Source organism: Streptomyces sp. bgisy159 (genome assembly GCF_057707805.1).
This window is the reverse complement of record NZ_JBYIQX010000057.1, coordinates 26,239-39,446: the sequence shown is the minus strand read 5'-3', so window position 1 is coordinate 39,446 and position 13,208 is coordinate 26,239. Positions and strand designations below refer to the sequence as shown.

Annotated in this window: 14 protein-coding genes; 11 read left to right on the top strand and 3 right to left on the bottom strand. The window is 68.6% G+C overall.

Annotated elements, in window-relative coordinates; genetic code table 11:
• The first annotated feature begins 298 nt into the window (after window positions 1-298).
• Window positions 299-619 (top strand): divalent-cation tolerance protein CutA, encoded by a 321-nt coding sequence (cutA, locus tag AC3ET3_RS32990; protein ID WP_073948164.1) that lies wholly within the window; start codon window positions 299-301, stop codon window positions 617-619.
• A gap of 75 nt (window positions 620-694) precedes the next feature.
• Here the strand turns inward: cutA and AC3ET3_RS32985 are convergent, their stop codons facing one another.
• Window positions 695-1,936: a helix-turn-helix transcriptional regulator gene (locus AC3ET3_RS32985; RefSeq protein WP_435613448.1), complete on the bottom strand. Its 1,242-nt coding sequence runs from the start codon at window positions 1,934-1,936 to the stop codon at window positions 695-697.
• Between the two features lie 131 nt (window positions 1,937-2,067).
• Between AC3ET3_RS32985 and AC3ET3_RS32980 the strand changes: the two genes are divergently transcribed.
• Complete coding sequence (locus tag AC3ET3_RS32980; RefSeq protein ID WP_222995856.1) at window positions 2,068-2,577, top strand: ATP-binding protein; 510 nt, start codon at window positions 2,068-2,070, stop codon at window positions 2,575-2,577.
• 62 nt (window positions 2,578-2,639) lie between these two features.
• Here the strand turns inward: AC3ET3_RS32980 and AC3ET3_RS32975 are convergent, their stop codons facing one another.
• A complete protein-coding gene (locus tag AC3ET3_RS32975; RefSeq protein WP_222995855.1) occupies window positions 2,640-3,140 on the bottom strand; it encodes an SAM-dependent methyltransferase in 501 nt (166 codons plus the stop codon).
• A gap of 72 nt (window positions 3,141-3,212) precedes the next feature.
• Window positions 3,213-4,601 carry an NsdA family TPR-like regulatory protein gene (locus AC3ET3_RS32970; protein WP_435613450.1) on the bottom strand — a complete coding sequence of 463 codons (1,389 nt, stop codon included), beginning with the start codon at window positions 4,599-4,601 and terminating at the stop codon, window positions 3,213-3,215.
• A gap of 306 nt (window positions 4,602-4,907) precedes the next feature.
• Between AC3ET3_RS32970 and AC3ET3_RS32965 the strand changes: the two genes are divergently transcribed.
• The 9 genes from AC3ET3_RS32965 (at window position 4,908) to AC3ET3_RS32925 (ending at window position 13,180) form a co-directional block, all read left to right on the top strand.
• The gene (locus AC3ET3_RS32965) at window positions 4,908-5,282 is read left to right on the top strand and encodes a DUF6415 family natural product biosynthesis protein (RefSeq protein ID WP_435613447.1); all 375 of its coding nucleotides are present in this window, start codon (window positions 4,908-4,910) and stop codon (window positions 5,280-5,282) included.
• 230 nt (window positions 5,283-5,512) lie between these two features.
• Window positions 5,513-7,408, top strand: a complete 1,896-nt coding sequence (locus tag AC3ET3_RS32960; protein ID WP_435613446.1) for a glycoside hydrolase family 15 protein — start codon at window positions 5,513-5,515, stop codon at window positions 7,406-7,408.
• Window positions 7,409-7,433: 25 nt separating this feature from the next.
• On the top strand, window positions 7,434-8,951 hold the full coding sequence (locus AC3ET3_RS32955) for a sensor histidine kinase (protein ID WP_435613445.1): 1,518 nt from the start codon (window positions 7,434-7,436) through the stop codon (window positions 8,949-8,951).
• Between the two features lie 70 nt (window positions 8,952-9,021).
• On the top strand, window positions 9,022-9,537 hold the full coding sequence (locus AC3ET3_RS32950; RefSeq protein ID WP_055493701.1) for a roadblock/LC7 domain-containing protein: 516 nt from the start codon (window positions 9,022-9,024) through the stop codon (window positions 9,535-9,537).
• The gene (locus AC3ET3_RS32945) at window positions 9,534-9,938 is read left to right on the top strand and encodes a DUF742 domain-containing protein (protein ID WP_006143017.1); all 405 of its coding nucleotides are present in this window, start codon (window positions 9,534-9,536) and stop codon (window positions 9,936-9,938) included. The genes AC3ET3_RS32950 and AC3ET3_RS32945 overlap by 4 nt, the downstream gene beginning before the upstream one ends.
• Window positions 9,939-9,990: 52 nt before the next feature.
• Entirely contained in the window at window positions 9,991-10,578 is a 588-nt protein-coding gene (locus AC3ET3_RS32940) for a GTP-binding protein (protein ID WP_435613444.1), read from the top strand.
• Entirely contained in the window at window positions 10,578-11,219 is a 642-nt protein-coding gene (locus tag AC3ET3_RS32935) for a GAF domain-containing protein (RefSeq protein WP_055493700.1), read from the top strand. Before AC3ET3_RS32940 ends, AC3ET3_RS32935 begins: the two co-directional genes overlap by 1 nt.
• Before the next feature lie 87 nt (window positions 11,220-11,306).
• Window positions 11,307-12,560 (top strand): acyl-CoA dehydrogenase family protein, encoded by a 1,254-nt coding sequence (locus AC3ET3_RS32930; RefSeq protein WP_055493699.1) that lies wholly within the window; start codon window positions 11,307-11,309, stop codon window positions 12,558-12,560.
• A gap of 128 nt (window positions 12,561-12,688) precedes the next feature.
• Window positions 12,689-13,180, top strand: coding sequence for a LuxR C-terminal-related transcriptional regulator (locus AC3ET3_RS32925; protein WP_435613443.1), 492 nt, complete (start codon window positions 12,689-12,691; stop codon window positions 13,178-13,180).
• Window positions 13,181-13,208 lie beyond the last annotated feature (28 nt).

Below are 13,208 nucleotides of genomic sequence, written 5' to 3'. Positions count from 1 at the left end.
TGAAGTCCATCAGTAGCGGACGGGCCGTCGTGCGGTCGACGTTCACACGTCACGCACTCGGGTGTGCCCGCGGCTCTGCGCTCCCCCCAATTCCGGGGTTCCGCTTTCGATGCCGCAACTACCCGTGGCTGTCCTCGGACAGGGGCGTCGCGCCTCGATGGCTCGGTGACCCGCATGATCGCGTTGGGTCTGTTAGCGGAAGGTCCGGCAAGGGCCGGAATGATGCTGTTTCAGCAGCGTGACGTGTGCCCTTGGCGGCTCGGTAGAGTCGCGGTAACTGAACTGGAGAGGTAATTGCATGGCCAACGAGATTGTGATCGCGCAGACGACCAGCGACAACGAGGATCAGGCGAAGGCGTTGGCCCGTGGCGCGGTCGAGAGCAAGCTGGCAGCGGGCGTTCACATTGATGCGCCGATCACAGCCTTCTACTGGTGGAAGGGGAAGGTCGAGACGGCACAGGAGTGGCGGATCTCGTACATGACTACGACGGACCGTCTCCCGGCACTGGAGGCGTGGCTGCACGAGAAGCACCCGTACGACGTTCCCCAGTGGATCACGCTGCCCGTGACCGGCGGGTCGGAGGCGTACCTGTCCTGGGTTATCGAGGAGACGGCATAGGTTCTGCGGAGCGCCGGGCCGGCCGTAGGACGGCGCTCAGCGTCCTGGGCTTACCCGCCTACTGCGTGTGGGGTCTCAGGATGCGAACTTCCGTAGATGGCGGCCGAGTTCCTGCTCATTGTCAGGGAGCGACGAGGCGATAGTCGATGCGCGCTCCTTGCCCATCGTGTTGGGCTTGGCCTGTGCAGCTGCGACGAACTGACGTGACACGTACACCCCTCGATCGACGTCACCCCCACGCAGTAGGGCCGAAGCGAGATCACCGAGGACCACGACGCCCCCGTCCGGAAGTCCGTCTCCGAGGCGGTTGACCGCGGTATCAGCTGTGGACGTGAGCTCGGGACGCCTCAGCTGGCCGTACACGGACAGGGCCAACGAGTCCATGCGGTATGGGGTCACGAACCTGACCCATGCCTGCTCGCTGGTGTGGTCCGCGAAATCGTAGGCGAAGCGCGCTCGGTCTAACGCCCGGAGCGCCCCCACCTCGTCGCCGGCCGCCGCAGCTTCTTCCGCGTTCCTACCGAGAACCCAGGCGGCAGCAGTAGCGTTACCGTGGCCTCGCACGTCGTTGGCGGCTTGGGAGAGGAACTCCATCTTCGCCTTTGGCGTCAAAGCGCCGTAGCTGCTGTAGGTCAGGGCCAGGGCCCGGAGTGGAGGATGCCCGGCAGCCGCCGCGCACTGCGACGTGACTTTGTAGTAGGCGTTGGCTTTGTCGTGCTCCCCCAGGTCCCAGGCCACCCAACCGGCCAGAGCGGCGGTTTCTCCGGCGGCGATGGTGAGAGCGCCTTCGTGTTCGCCGGCACGAGGTAGGGCCGCAGTGATCGCGTCAAGATGCGACTCGACCGTTTTTTGTAGCCGCCGCGCGCTGAGGTTGAGTTCCTGGACGTGCAGTTCAGCGGCTCGCTCGATGAGACCGGCGGCAGCGAGCGAATCGATCTTGGTCCCCTTGCTGAGGGCGAAGGCGAGGCGCCCCCAGGGCTCGGCGGCCACGCTCACGCCGATAGTGGCGCTACCCAGGAGCGTGCGACGCTTCACGGCGTCTTGGTCCTCCCCTGCATCGGCATGCCCCTTTCTCTTCCGAGCGCGGGCGGCCTTGGCCTCTCGCTGTAGTTCCTCGAAGGGGACACCGCAGGCCGCCGCGATGTGGCCGATTGTGTGGTTGGTAGGAATGTTCTCGAAGTTCTCATAACGGCTGATCTCTCGGCGGGTCATGGTGTCCCGGCCGGAGACAGCGTTGATCGCCTCCGCCTGCTCCTCCTGTGTCCGGCCCGCCTCCTGCCGAAGCCGGAGGAGCAGGTCGGCGAACGGGTCTGGCATGAGTGTGACCTCTGTTGGTGGGCGGAATCCAATCATGGCCTCAATTCCCCCCTCCAGTTTCCCCCTTGACATAATTTTCCCCCTCTGGATTCCCCTGGTCGACGGCGTCGCCGCACGGTGCCATAGCCCACATGACCAGGCTCCAAGAGGCGGCCCCGCCCGGCGGGGGCATCCGTAGCTGTGCGGCTACAGCAGGCGCGTCATGCGTCAGGCCAGTTCAGGAAGACGAGCCCGGCGCATGGGAGAGGCCAGAGGTACCGGCGGCATCCCATGCCTGTCAGGCGGCCCTTCTCCCCGACCTCGCGAAGGTCGGGGAGATGCGGCGCATAGCCAGGGCGTTCCTGCGGCGGTGCCGTGTTTCGGAGCCGGTGGCGGGGTTCGTCGTACTGGCCGTTTCGGAGCTGGTCACCAACGCCGTGGTCCACGGTGAGGGCGAAGTCGTGCTCCGCATCACGGTGGCCGTCGACGTGGTGCGTGTCTCGGTAACCGACCACAACCCGGCGCCCGCTGTGCTCAAGGAAGCCGGACCCGACGGCGAATCAGGGCGCGGGATCCGGCTGGTCGATGCGATCTCTGACGCATGGGAGAGCAGCGGCGAGGAGACGTGGTGTGAGTTCCGAGACGCGAGGGCTGCAGCTTGAGCCAGACGTCCAGTTGGTTCCCGACTATGCAAATGACAAGCCGGGCAGCTCAGTCGCTTCTGTCATACAGGGCGCTCCGAGGGCCGTTCGCTTGCCTTCGCCCAGTAATTCGGTTCGAGCATCTCTCCGGGCCAGGCGGGCTGACGGATCGGGCCACGAGGCCCCATCTGTTCGAAGTACGGTGCCAAGTCGATCACGGGCGTTCCGTCTACAGCGTCGAGATCGGTGACCAACAGGTCCCGCCCCTCGACCTTGAGCAGCCGCGGGTAGCTGATCGCCAGTTGATTGGGACGCCGATGGTTGCGGTGGACGAAGGTACCGGTCGGCGGCCAGTCCGGATTCCCGCGGGGGCTGCGTGCGTGGAGCTGGACGTCTTCCGGTCGCGCCAGGTGGAAGAGCCAGGTCACCGTCAGGTGGGAAAACTCTTCGATTCCCTGCAGCGTCTCGAGGGGGTACGCCTCGTTGAGTCGGATGATCGACTCGACTCCGCCCTGGTAATCGTCCTGGACGCGGGTGTGGCCCCCGACAACCGTTGCGATCGATTCGACCTCGTACGTTGCCATCGGCGCTCGTTCCTCTCTAACGGGGGCGCGTGTTCAGCAGCTGCCGTCAATAGCTGCGGACCTGCCCTGTGGTCAGCCTATGGCGCGCAGCATTTCCCGCGCCCGGCGGTCCAGTTCGGCGACGTGGCGGCCACCACGTTGCCGAACAGGCGAGAGGTCGCTCTGCATGCGGACGATGACGTCGCGGGCGCGGCCGGACTGGACGCCAGCCATGGCGTCCAGTGCTTGTCCCCAGGTACCACATGCCTCATCGAGGCGTCCCTGCTGGACCTGGACGGCACCGAGGTAGCCGAGGGTCACACTGTGGGTACGCGCATACTGCTGCCGCCGGCGGGTGGCGACGCTGCGCTGGAAATGCAACTCCGCGTCGAGAGGATTTCCCAGGTCCCGCAAGGCACAGGCAGTCTCGTGGGCGAGGGAGGCTTCCTGGAAGAAGCTGACGCGGCCGGGGGCATCCTCGTTATCGGCGCGTGCGAGGTCCCTCTCCGCGCGACTGATGGCCGCGAGACTGCCGCGGCGGTCGCCGCCGGAGGCCAGGGCGCGGGCATGGACTACGGCGAGCAGGGCCTTCTCCTGCGAGCTGGCCTGGCCGTAGTGGGTGCGGGACATCGAGGCGTCAGCCAGGTCGAGCGCTCTGCGTGGGTGCCCGAGGTCGACTGCTTGGTGGGCGAGGGCACGCAGGATGTGGCCGCCCAGCGGTCCGTCTGCGGCTTCGGCCGCAAGGCGTGCGGCAAGGGTGAGGTAGCGCTGGGCGGTTCGATGCTCGGAGGCGTCGAAGGCCATCCAGCCGGCGAGGTAGGTCATCTCTGCCACGGCCGAGTACGTATCCCGGCGGTGCTGTTCCGTTCGGAACCTGCTGCCCAGGAGCGGCACCGCTTCGTCGCGAAGATGGCCAGCCAGGGCCGAGCGCCCCGAGGCTCCACCGCGCTGCTGGTCCCTCGCGGAGTAGAAGGTGGTCAGTTTGCGGACGTCGTCGATGTCAGCCTGAGTCACCAGCCGGGAGGAGACTGCAGGGCGCGAGGCCGCCGCGGCCGGGGCGGCTGCCCACCATGGAGCGGCAGGCAGGACGAGGCCGGCGGCCGAGTACGCGGTGGTAGCCAACAGCTTGCGTCGGTGCATGTCCAGATCGTCGCTTCCCAGCTCGGCCAGCACGGTCAGAGGGTCGACGCTCCAGTCAGAACTACTGTCAGTGGAGCCTGTCGGCCCATCTTCCAGTCCGAGGTCAGCGAGGGTGAGGCGTCGGCCGAGCCTGCGGGACAGCGTCTCACGCAGGATATGAGGCGCTCGTCCACTGGGCTTCGTGCCCTGGGCCCACATGGCGATGTGGGAGCGGGAAATGGCCTCCAGTTCGCGTACACCGCTCTCCGCGGCAACGCGAGCGACCGCGGCGGCTGCTTGGGGCTGGGACCAGCCCGCTTCGCGCAGGAGCGCGGCAAGGGCGACGTTTCTCTCACGGGCCATGTACTGCCCCTCGGTTCCGAAATGATCTTTGACGCCTTTGACGGCCTTGAGGGCCGCGTAGGCATACCCCCTGACAGGGATTCGCGGTTCGCTCAACGTAGCCGCAGGATCACTCACCTTGCACCTCAGTCGCCTGCGGTGCACAGCGTTCCTCACTCAAGTTGGCTGGATTCATCTAGGAGTTGCGTCATGCGTCCCTCGCTGGCCCTTCGCCGGGCGTGCCGACTCAGTGATCAGGGTCGGAGAAACCACGCCCTTGGTGAGCCCATCCTGCGACGGGACCCGGCGGCCTCCGCGACGGAAACGGTGGCGCTCGTGCTGGGCGAGGACTCGCCGTTACCCGATACTGCCGCCGATGTCGAGGACCTCGCACTGCGGCTGCGAGGACACGTCAGCCAGCTCGGGGCCCTGACGCCTTCGCAAGAGCCGGCCCTGCACCGTGCGCAGCAGCTCTGCTCGGGCGGCCTCCCCGATGGCTACATGCCCAGCAGGGTCCATCTGGTCAGGCTGGCCGAGGCAGCCCAAGACCTTATCGCTGCCGTGCAGGCCCCCGACGTGGCCCCTGCGAAGCCGGTGCGGAGACGGCGCTGGTGGAAGCCGCCGATCAACGTGCTGCGCGGCGCGGTCTTCGCTCTCGCCCTCGCCTGCGTGGTTCTGGCCGCGTCGGTGCCCCGGACATGACCGCCGCCGGGCCAGTTCTGATCGCGCTGATTCTCGGTCCCATGGCGTGGCTGGCTCTTCGTGGTGATCGAGTAAGCGGCCGCATCGCTACGGGACGAGGATCCCCCGCCGAGGCAGGACAGATTTCCCCCGATCCGGTAACCACCGTGCCTCTCTCACCGACACTTCCCGGCCGCCACGGCGGCCCCGAAGCCACCCCCGGGTCCACGGGGACTACGGAGACCCACACGATGAAACGCCTCCCGCGCATCGAGCAGTACGGCCTGATCGGCGACATGCAGACCAGTGCCCACGTCTGCGATGACGGTTCGATCAACTGGCTGTGCCTGCCCCGGTTCGACTCGTCGGCCGTCTTCGCCAGCCTGCTCGGCACGCACCAGCACGGCACCTGGCAGATCGCCCCGGCCGCGCCTGGCCGCTCCGGGCCCGAAGCGGTCGCCGAGCGCCGGTACCGAGGTGACTCGCTCGTCCTCGAATCGATCTGGCGCACACCGGCCGGGTCGGTCCGCGTCCTGGACTTCATGCCGCCGCGCGACGGGGCACCGCAGGTGATCCGGATCGTCGAGGGCCTGGCTGGCGAGGTTGCAATGGTCTCGGCCATGCGTCCGCGGCCGGGATACGGCAGTGTCAGCCCGTGGATCCATGAGGCCGGTGGGCGCATGGTCGCGGAGGCCGGCGCGGACGCGCTGTGGCTCGACACCTACGTCCCGCAGGTGGAGAAGGACGGCGTCGTCGTCAGTGCCTTTGCCATCCGCGCCGGGCAGAGCGTGGCGTTCGTGCTCAGCTGGTGCCCGTCCCACGCACTGGCTCCGGAGATCCCCGACCCGCACACGGCGCTCACCGAGACGCTCGCCTTCTGGCAGGACTGGACGCAGCAGTGCACCTACGAGGGCCCCTACCGTGAGGCCGTGGTCCGTTCCTTGATCGCGCTGAAGGCACTGACCTACCGCCCGAGCGGCGGGATCGTCGCCGCGCCGACCTCCTCGCTGCCCGAGCAGATCGGCGGCCGACGCAACTGGGACTACCGCTACACCTGGCTGCGGGACGCCGCCACGACCCTGGCCGCGTTACTGGGGACCGGCTACCGGCAGGAGGCGCAGGCATGGCGGCGCTGGCTCCTGCGTTCCGTGGCCGGCGACCCAGAAAACCTGCAGATCATGTATGCGATCACCGGGGAGCGTGATCTACGGGAACGCGAGTTGCCCTGGCTGCCCGGGTACGAGGGCTCGACGCCGGTGCGGGTCGGGAACGGGGCGGCAGACCAGCTCCAGCTCGACGTGTACGGCGAGGTGATCGAGACCCTGTACCTCGCGCACGAGAGCGGCGTGGCCCACTGCGCCGACACCGCGGTTTTGCACCAGCGGCTCGTCGAGCACCTGGCACAACGCTGGCGGGAGCCCGACGAGGGGATCTGGGAGATCCGCGGGGCCCGCCGGCACTTCGTCCACTCCAAGGTGATGGCCTGGGTGGCGATCGACCGCACCATCCGCCTGGCCGAAGCTGGCGCGCTCGACATCAAGCTGGCCCCCCTGATCGAGCTGCGGGCAACCATCCACCACGAGGTCTGCACCCGGGGCTTCGATCCGGTACGCAACACCTTCACCCAGTCCTACGGTTCCCAGGAACTCGACGCCGCCACACTGCTGATCCCCCGCGTTGGCTTCCTGCCGCCCAACGACCCGCGCGTCATCAGCACCGTGGACGCAGTGCGTCGTGAACTCTCCACGCCAGACGGGCTCGTACGCCGATACCCGACCATCGGCGACCACACCGGGATGGACGGTCTGACCGGAGACGAGGGCGCATTCGTCCTCTGCTCCTTCTGGCTCGTCGACGCCCTGGCCCTGACCGGCCGCCTCGACGAGGCCCACGCCCTGTTCGAACGCCTCCTCGCACTGCGCAACGACCTCGGCCTCCTGGCAGAAGAGTACGACCCCGTCCAGCAGCGCCAGCTCGGCAACTTCCCGCAGGCGTTCAGCCACATGGGGCTGATCCAGAGCGCCCGGCTCCTTCAACTCTTGGCGACGCAGTCCCCCCACCGCAGCGCGGTCGCGTCTCCGTCACCCAGCTCCACCCCACGCAGCACACACCAGACCTGCGCATACCTGACGCCGCAGCACGCCTAGCCACCCCACCCTGACGAGGATTCCCATGCCTGACAGCGCCTTTGCGGCAGGGCCGGCTGCCACCGGCCACCGCCGACGGCGGCCTCAGATCGACGCGTTCACGCTGCACCATGTCCACCGCGCCGTCGCACTGCCCCTAGTGCTCCTTGCCGCACTGCTGGGCGCCGCCTTCATCCTCTGGTCGGTGTCCGCGGTGGGCCCCGGCTGGCTCCTCGCCGGCCTGGTCTGCGGACTGGCGGGAGTCGCCACGCTGGCGGCTCGCGGAGCGCGAACGGCTGCAGGGGCCGTGCAGACGGCTGCGGAGCATGCCCAGGCAGCGGCACTGGCAGCGATCGCAGGAGCCGCGGCGGCCGTCGAAAAGTCGGTGCAGTGGTCGGCAGACGAGCTGTGCCGCGGGGGACGGCCGCCGCTGCCGGACCTGCAGGTGCCACCATCGGCCAGTCCGAACGTCGAGATCAACAAGGCGTTGAGTGCCCTCCAGGTGCAGGCCATCGCGTCGCTGATACGGGTGCACGACGAGTCCCAGTCCGTCGTACTCCTGGAAGTGCTGCGTCGCCTGGCCATGCGCGAGCACGCGCTGGTCGGCAAGGCGCTTGAGGCACTGAGCCAGCTGGAGATGCTGACCGACGACCCGGAGCTGCTCGCCAAGATCTTCGAGATCGATCACCTCGTGACGCGGATGCGTCGTCAGGTCGAGAGCACAGCGGTGCTGGGCGGGCAGTCCCTGCGCAGCGTGCGTCGGCCCGTTCCCGTCAAGAGCGTGCTGCGCGGCGCCGTCTCCGAGGTCGTGCAGTATCCGCGGGTGGCGGTTGCGGCCGGGTCCGTGGGCGCGGAGCTGGGCCTTCCCGGCCATGTGGGTCCGGACCTGACGCACCTGCTGGCTGAGCTGATCGAGAACGCCTGTGAGTGTTCCGATCCGGCTACGAAGGTGATGGTGCGTGCGCAGCGGGTGGCGAACGGGCTGGCGGTCGAGGTCGAGGACCGGGCCATCCCCATGCATCCGCAGACGCGGGCGCAGATGAACCACCTGCTCCAGGCCCCCGACGAGGTCGACGTCAGCGGCCAGGTGCGAGCGGGACAGCTCGGCTTGCTGGTCGCCGCGAAGATCGCCCAGTCGCACGGGCTGTCCGTTCTCCTGCAGGAGAACGTGACAGGAGGCACCACCGCCCTGGTGGTCATCCCGGCACGGCTCCTGGTAGCCATTCCCTCCATCGACGATGCGGGCGCGCACCCCCAGGACACCCGCCCCTTGGGGCCGCAATCGCAGCAGGTTGCCGCGACTCCAGCCACCCCGAGAGCGGGGCAGGTTCCACGCACCAATGCCACAGGGGCGCCGGAAGCCGCACAGGCAGGTCACCCTGCTGATCCACCCGCGCTTCCCACGCGTAGACGCCAGGCCGGCACGTTCCGTCCGCCACACGAGCGGGAGCAAGCCCCTGTGACCGAGGCGACGCCAGGGCTCGCAGCCGCCTTCCGCACCGGCATCCAGGCCGGCGGGCAAGCCGATTCTCCCACCGCTTCGACAGAGCACCCCAGGCCCTGAACCTCGTCCCTCCACGTTCCCAGTGGCCGTTACATCCGCTGGCCCTTCCCCCCTTTCTGGAGCGATCCCTATGAGTACCCACCCCGCGATGAACAACGTGACCGGCGACGCACCCGCAACCGAGACAACGGCAAGCGGACAGCGGGACAACATGGCGTGGCTGCTGCGGCAGTTCGCCTCCGACACGACGGGCGTCACGCACGCCGTCCTGCTCTCGCGGGACGGACTGCGGCTGCTGGACAGCGAGGTCGACAAGGACTGGGCGGACGAACTGTCGGCCGCCATCAGCGGAGTGGCCTCACTCGCGGCGAACATCACCGGTCCCACCCACAAGAAGAGGCCGGCGAGGCAGGTCGTCATCGAGCGAGACGACTGTCTGATCTTCGTCCAGAGTTCCGGTCGCAGCGCGGCCTTCGAGGGCCATCCCGGCAACGAACGAGGCGTGGTGGACACGGTCCTCGCGGTGATCGCGACCATGGACGCCGATGCCGGCACCGTCGGGTTCGAGATGGGGCGCCTGGTGCAGAAGTTCGCCCCCTACATGCAGATCCCCGTCCGCGTCGGCACGGGTGATGAGGTCCGGTGACCGCACACGGGAGCGCGGCCGAGGATTCGACGTTCGTGCGGACCTACACCCTGACGCGCGGTCGCACCCGGCCACGGCATCTGCTCGGCCTGGACACGGTGCTGGATGCCGGACCCGGGCGGCCCGGCCCGGGCCAGGCCGAAGAATGCGCAGAGATCCTCGCCCTGTGCCGGGAGCACCGGCGTTCGGTGACCGAGCTGGCGGGCCGACTCGGCCGTCCCGTAACCGCCGTCAAGATCCTTATCTCCGACCTCCTGGACGCCGACGCCCTGGTCGTCCCCGTCACCGCCTATGCCGCGTCCGACGCGCATGCACGTCCCTCTGCACAACTGCTGGCGGCCCTATCTGCGGGCCTGAAGAGGAAGTGGCCCGATGCCATCGCCTACCCCCAGGCCGGGTGACCCGGCCGTGGTGCTGCGGCCGTCGTCGCGCCCGCGTACCGGTGCACCGACCGTGCTGAAGGTCGTGATCGCTGGCGGTTTCGGCGCGGGCAAGACCACCGCCGTGGGTGCCGTCAGTGAGATCACGCCGCTGAGCACGGAGGAGTACCTGACCGAGGCGAGCGCGGACGTGGACAGCCTGGCGGGCGTCGAGGCCAAGCAGACCACCACGGTCGCCTTCGACTTCGGTCGCCTCAACCTGCCCGACGCGCCCGTGCCCCTGGAATTGTTCCTGTTCGGCACGCCCGGCCAGGACCGGTTCGTCGACCTCTGGTACGACCTCTGTCGCGGAGCCGTCGGCGCGGTCGTCCTGGTCGACACCCGCCGCCTGGAAAGCAGCTTCACCCCCGTCGGCTTCTGCGAGGACATCGGCCTGCCCTTCGTCGTCGCGGTGAACCAGTTCGACGGAGCACATCGTTACCACCCCGATGAGGTCCGCACCGCCCTCGAACTGCCCGCCTCTGTGCCGGTGGTCACCTGCGACGCCCGCGATCCGAACCACGTCGCTGGCGTCCTGCTGACCCTCGTTGGCCACGCCTTGAAGAGCGAATCGGCAAGCCCCGCTCGCCCCGCATCCACTACCACCTTTCAGGACGCCTGATGTCGTATCAGCCCAACGACCCCTACCGCGCGCGGCAGACCGCCCCCCTCACGCAGTCGCTGCCGCGACGTACCATGCGGGACGTCACCCATGGGCCATCCCTCCCCGCCAGCGCCGCCGTCCCCGTCCCGCAGGCCCAGCAGGCGACCGAGCTGGCGCAGCGGTACGAGCTGCTGGATCGCCTAGGCGTGCCCACCGCTGCCAGCGAGGACTTCGACGAACTGGCCCGCGACATGGCCACACAAGCCGGGTTCCTGTACGGCTTCGTCAACCTCTTCCTGGAGGAGCAGACCTTCGTCGGGCTGCACCAGCCGCCCGCGGACAGCGGGTACGTCATCGTCGGCCGCACCATGAGCCGCGACCACGGCTGGTGCCCGGAGGTCATGGCCCGCAAGAAGGCCCTTCCGCTGCACGACGTGCACGCCAGCCCGCGCTTCAGCGGCAACCCCGTGGTCGACGCGGTCGGGATCCGCTCCTACTTCGGTGCCCCGCTCATCCACGACAGCGGCACCGTGCTGGGCACGGTGTGCGTCATCGACCCCGAGAAGCGGCCCCTGAGCGAGGCCCGACGGCTGAGAGACATCGTCATCAACGCCGGCGTCCGGGTGATGGACCACATCGCCCGCGCGCCCGTCCGCTAGTCCGTTGCACGACCCCCCACCCGGGAGCCGCAGGCGATCCCCGGCCGCTCCACCGTGCGACTTTCATCCAGGGAGAGGGAGAGGACCATGCCCGCCACACCCACCACGCCGCCGCCGGCGCTGCGCCCCTATTTCAACGCCCGCCACGAACTGCTGTGGGACGAGGCGGACGCCTTCGCGGCCGAGCACATCGCGCCGCGCGCCGCACGCATGGAGGCCGCCCCCGGCAGGGTGGAGCGCAAGGTCGCCGACCTGATGGCCGCACGACGGTGGTTCGCCGTCACCGTCCCGTCCTCCTTCGGCGGGCTGGACGCCGGACACGTGGCCAAGACAATCCTCGTCCACCGCATTGCCCGCGTCTCGGCAGCTGCGGCGGCCATCCTCCAGGCCACGCTGATCCCCGTCGGCGCCCTGCTGCACTTCGCCACCTACGAGCAGAAGGGCCGCTGGCTGCCCCGCGTAGCGGACGGTTCACTGCTCTTGTCGATCGCCGTGACCGAACCGCGAGCCGGCGGACACATCGGCGGCATCGAGACCATCGCCGAGCACGTCGGCAACCAATGGGTGATCACCGGCAGCAAGATCCACATCGGGAATAGCCACCTCGCGGGAGCCCACCTCGTGGTCGCCCGGACCGCCAAGGCAGGCGTGAGCACCTCCCAGGCGCTGACCGCGTTCATGGTCGAATCCAAGCGCCGAGGGCTCTCAGTCGCCGACCACCGTCCCGGCCTCGGCCTGCACGGCTTCTCCGCCGGCCGCCTCGACCTCGATCACGTCCGCGTCCCTGAGGAAAACGTGGTCGGAGAGATCGGCCAGGGGCTGGGCGTAGCGCAGAGCAGCAGCATCCTGTACGGCCGTCCCAACCTGACCGCAGTCAGCCTGGGAATACACGAGGCAGTCGTGGCCACCTCAACCGCTTACCTCAAGACGCGCTCCCGCTACCGGGGCGCCCTCTCCGATCTGCCGGTTCTGCGGGACCGCATCGGTGACATGGAGGCCCGCCTGCGCGCCGGGCGAATCCTTGCCTATCAGTCCGTGCACCTCCTCGACCAGGGCCTGCCCTGCGACACCGACCTGATCAACGCCAAGTACCTCGGCCACCAGTGGGCGATGCAGTCAACCCAGGATGCCATGGAGCTGCACGGCGCCCAGGCCCTCAACGGCGACTACATCCTCCAGCGCCTGTGGCGCGACATCCAGTTCACCTACCCACCGGCCGGAACCGGCGAAGTCCAGCGCATACGCCTCGCCGACGCCGCCTTCGACGAGGCCCACATCCAGTGGTCAGAACGTCTCGCCGCCGAAGCGGCGTGGGCCCGCCCCGACCCGACAGCCGCATGAGCCCCCGTGTGCGGCGCCCCGTGAATCCAGACCGCCGCGCACGGGCCCGTGTCGCCGGCCCCCGTCCCCCGCGGGGTCCGGCGACACCCCACCCGATATCCCTCAACCCAGCCGCGAAAGAGACACCCGTGACCCCGCGCATGACGACCAGCGCACCGATCACCCCCCTGACCCCGACCCAGCAGCGCGTCGCCCAGCACCTCGTGGACGGCCTCAGCCCTCAAGAGATCGCCACGAGGACCGGGCTGTCGGCCGTGACCGTCCGCCAGTACGTACGCGACATCCGGGAGAGCCTCCACTGCCCGCCCCGCTGCAAGCCCCCGGTGATCGTGCACTTCCTGTGCAACGCCCGGCAGGTCGCTCCGCCCACAACGGACAGGCCAATCCCGGAACTCAGTCCAGAGCAGCAACTGTTGCTGCGGGCGGTCGCTGAGCACAGCAATCCCAGCGACATTGCTGCCATGGCCAAGATCGCGCCCGCCGACGTCCGAGCCGCACATGACGAACTGCTCGACAAGACCGGGGCGGTCAACACCACCCAACTTGTCGTCTGGGCCCACGCGTGGGGCCTGCTGGGCACCAGGCGGGCCACCACGATGGAGAGCGGAGCGAGCCAGTGAATGCCTCACCCGCTTCTGCGGCCTTCGA

Excerpts from the sequence above, each read along its gene's own strand:
- cutA (WP_073948164.1), top strand. The coding sequence starts at position 299 with ATGGCCAACGAGATTGTGATCGCGCAGACGACCAGCGACAACGAGGAT.
- AC3ET3_RS32985 (WP_435613448.1), bottom strand. The coding sequence starts at position 1,936 with ATGCCAGACCCGTTCGCCGACCTGCTCCTCCGGCTTCGGCAGGAGGCG.
- AC3ET3_RS32980 (WP_222995856.1), top strand. The coding sequence starts at position 2,068 with ATGACCAGGCTCCAAGAGGCGGCCCCGCCCGGCGGGGGCATCCGTAGC.
- AC3ET3_RS32975 (WP_222995855.1), bottom strand. The coding sequence starts at position 3,140 with ATGGCAACGTACGAGGTCGAATCGATCGCAACGGTTGTCGGGGGCCAC.
- AC3ET3_RS32970 (WP_435613450.1), bottom strand. The coding sequence starts at position 4,601 with ATGGCCCGTGAGAGAAACGTCGCCCTTGCCGCGCTCCTGCGCGAAGCG.
- AC3ET3_RS32960 (WP_435613446.1), top strand. The coding sequence starts at position 5,513 with ATGAAACGCCTCCCGCGCATCGAGCAGTACGGCCTGATCGGCGACATG.
- AC3ET3_RS32955 (WP_435613445.1), top strand. The coding sequence starts at position 7,434 with ATGCCTGACAGCGCCTTTGCGGCAGGGCCGGCTGCCACCGGCCACCGC.
- AC3ET3_RS32950 (WP_055493701.1), top strand. The coding sequence starts at position 9,022 with ATGAGTACCCACCCCGCGATGAACAACGTGACCGGCGACGCACCCGCA.
- AC3ET3_RS32935 (WP_055493700.1), top strand. The coding sequence starts at position 10,578 with ATGTCGTATCAGCCCAACGACCCCTACCGCGCGCGGCAGACCGCCCCC.
- AC3ET3_RS32930 (WP_055493699.1), top strand. The coding sequence starts at position 11,307 with ATGCCCGCCACACCCACCACGCCGCCGCCGGCGCTGCGCCCCTATTTC.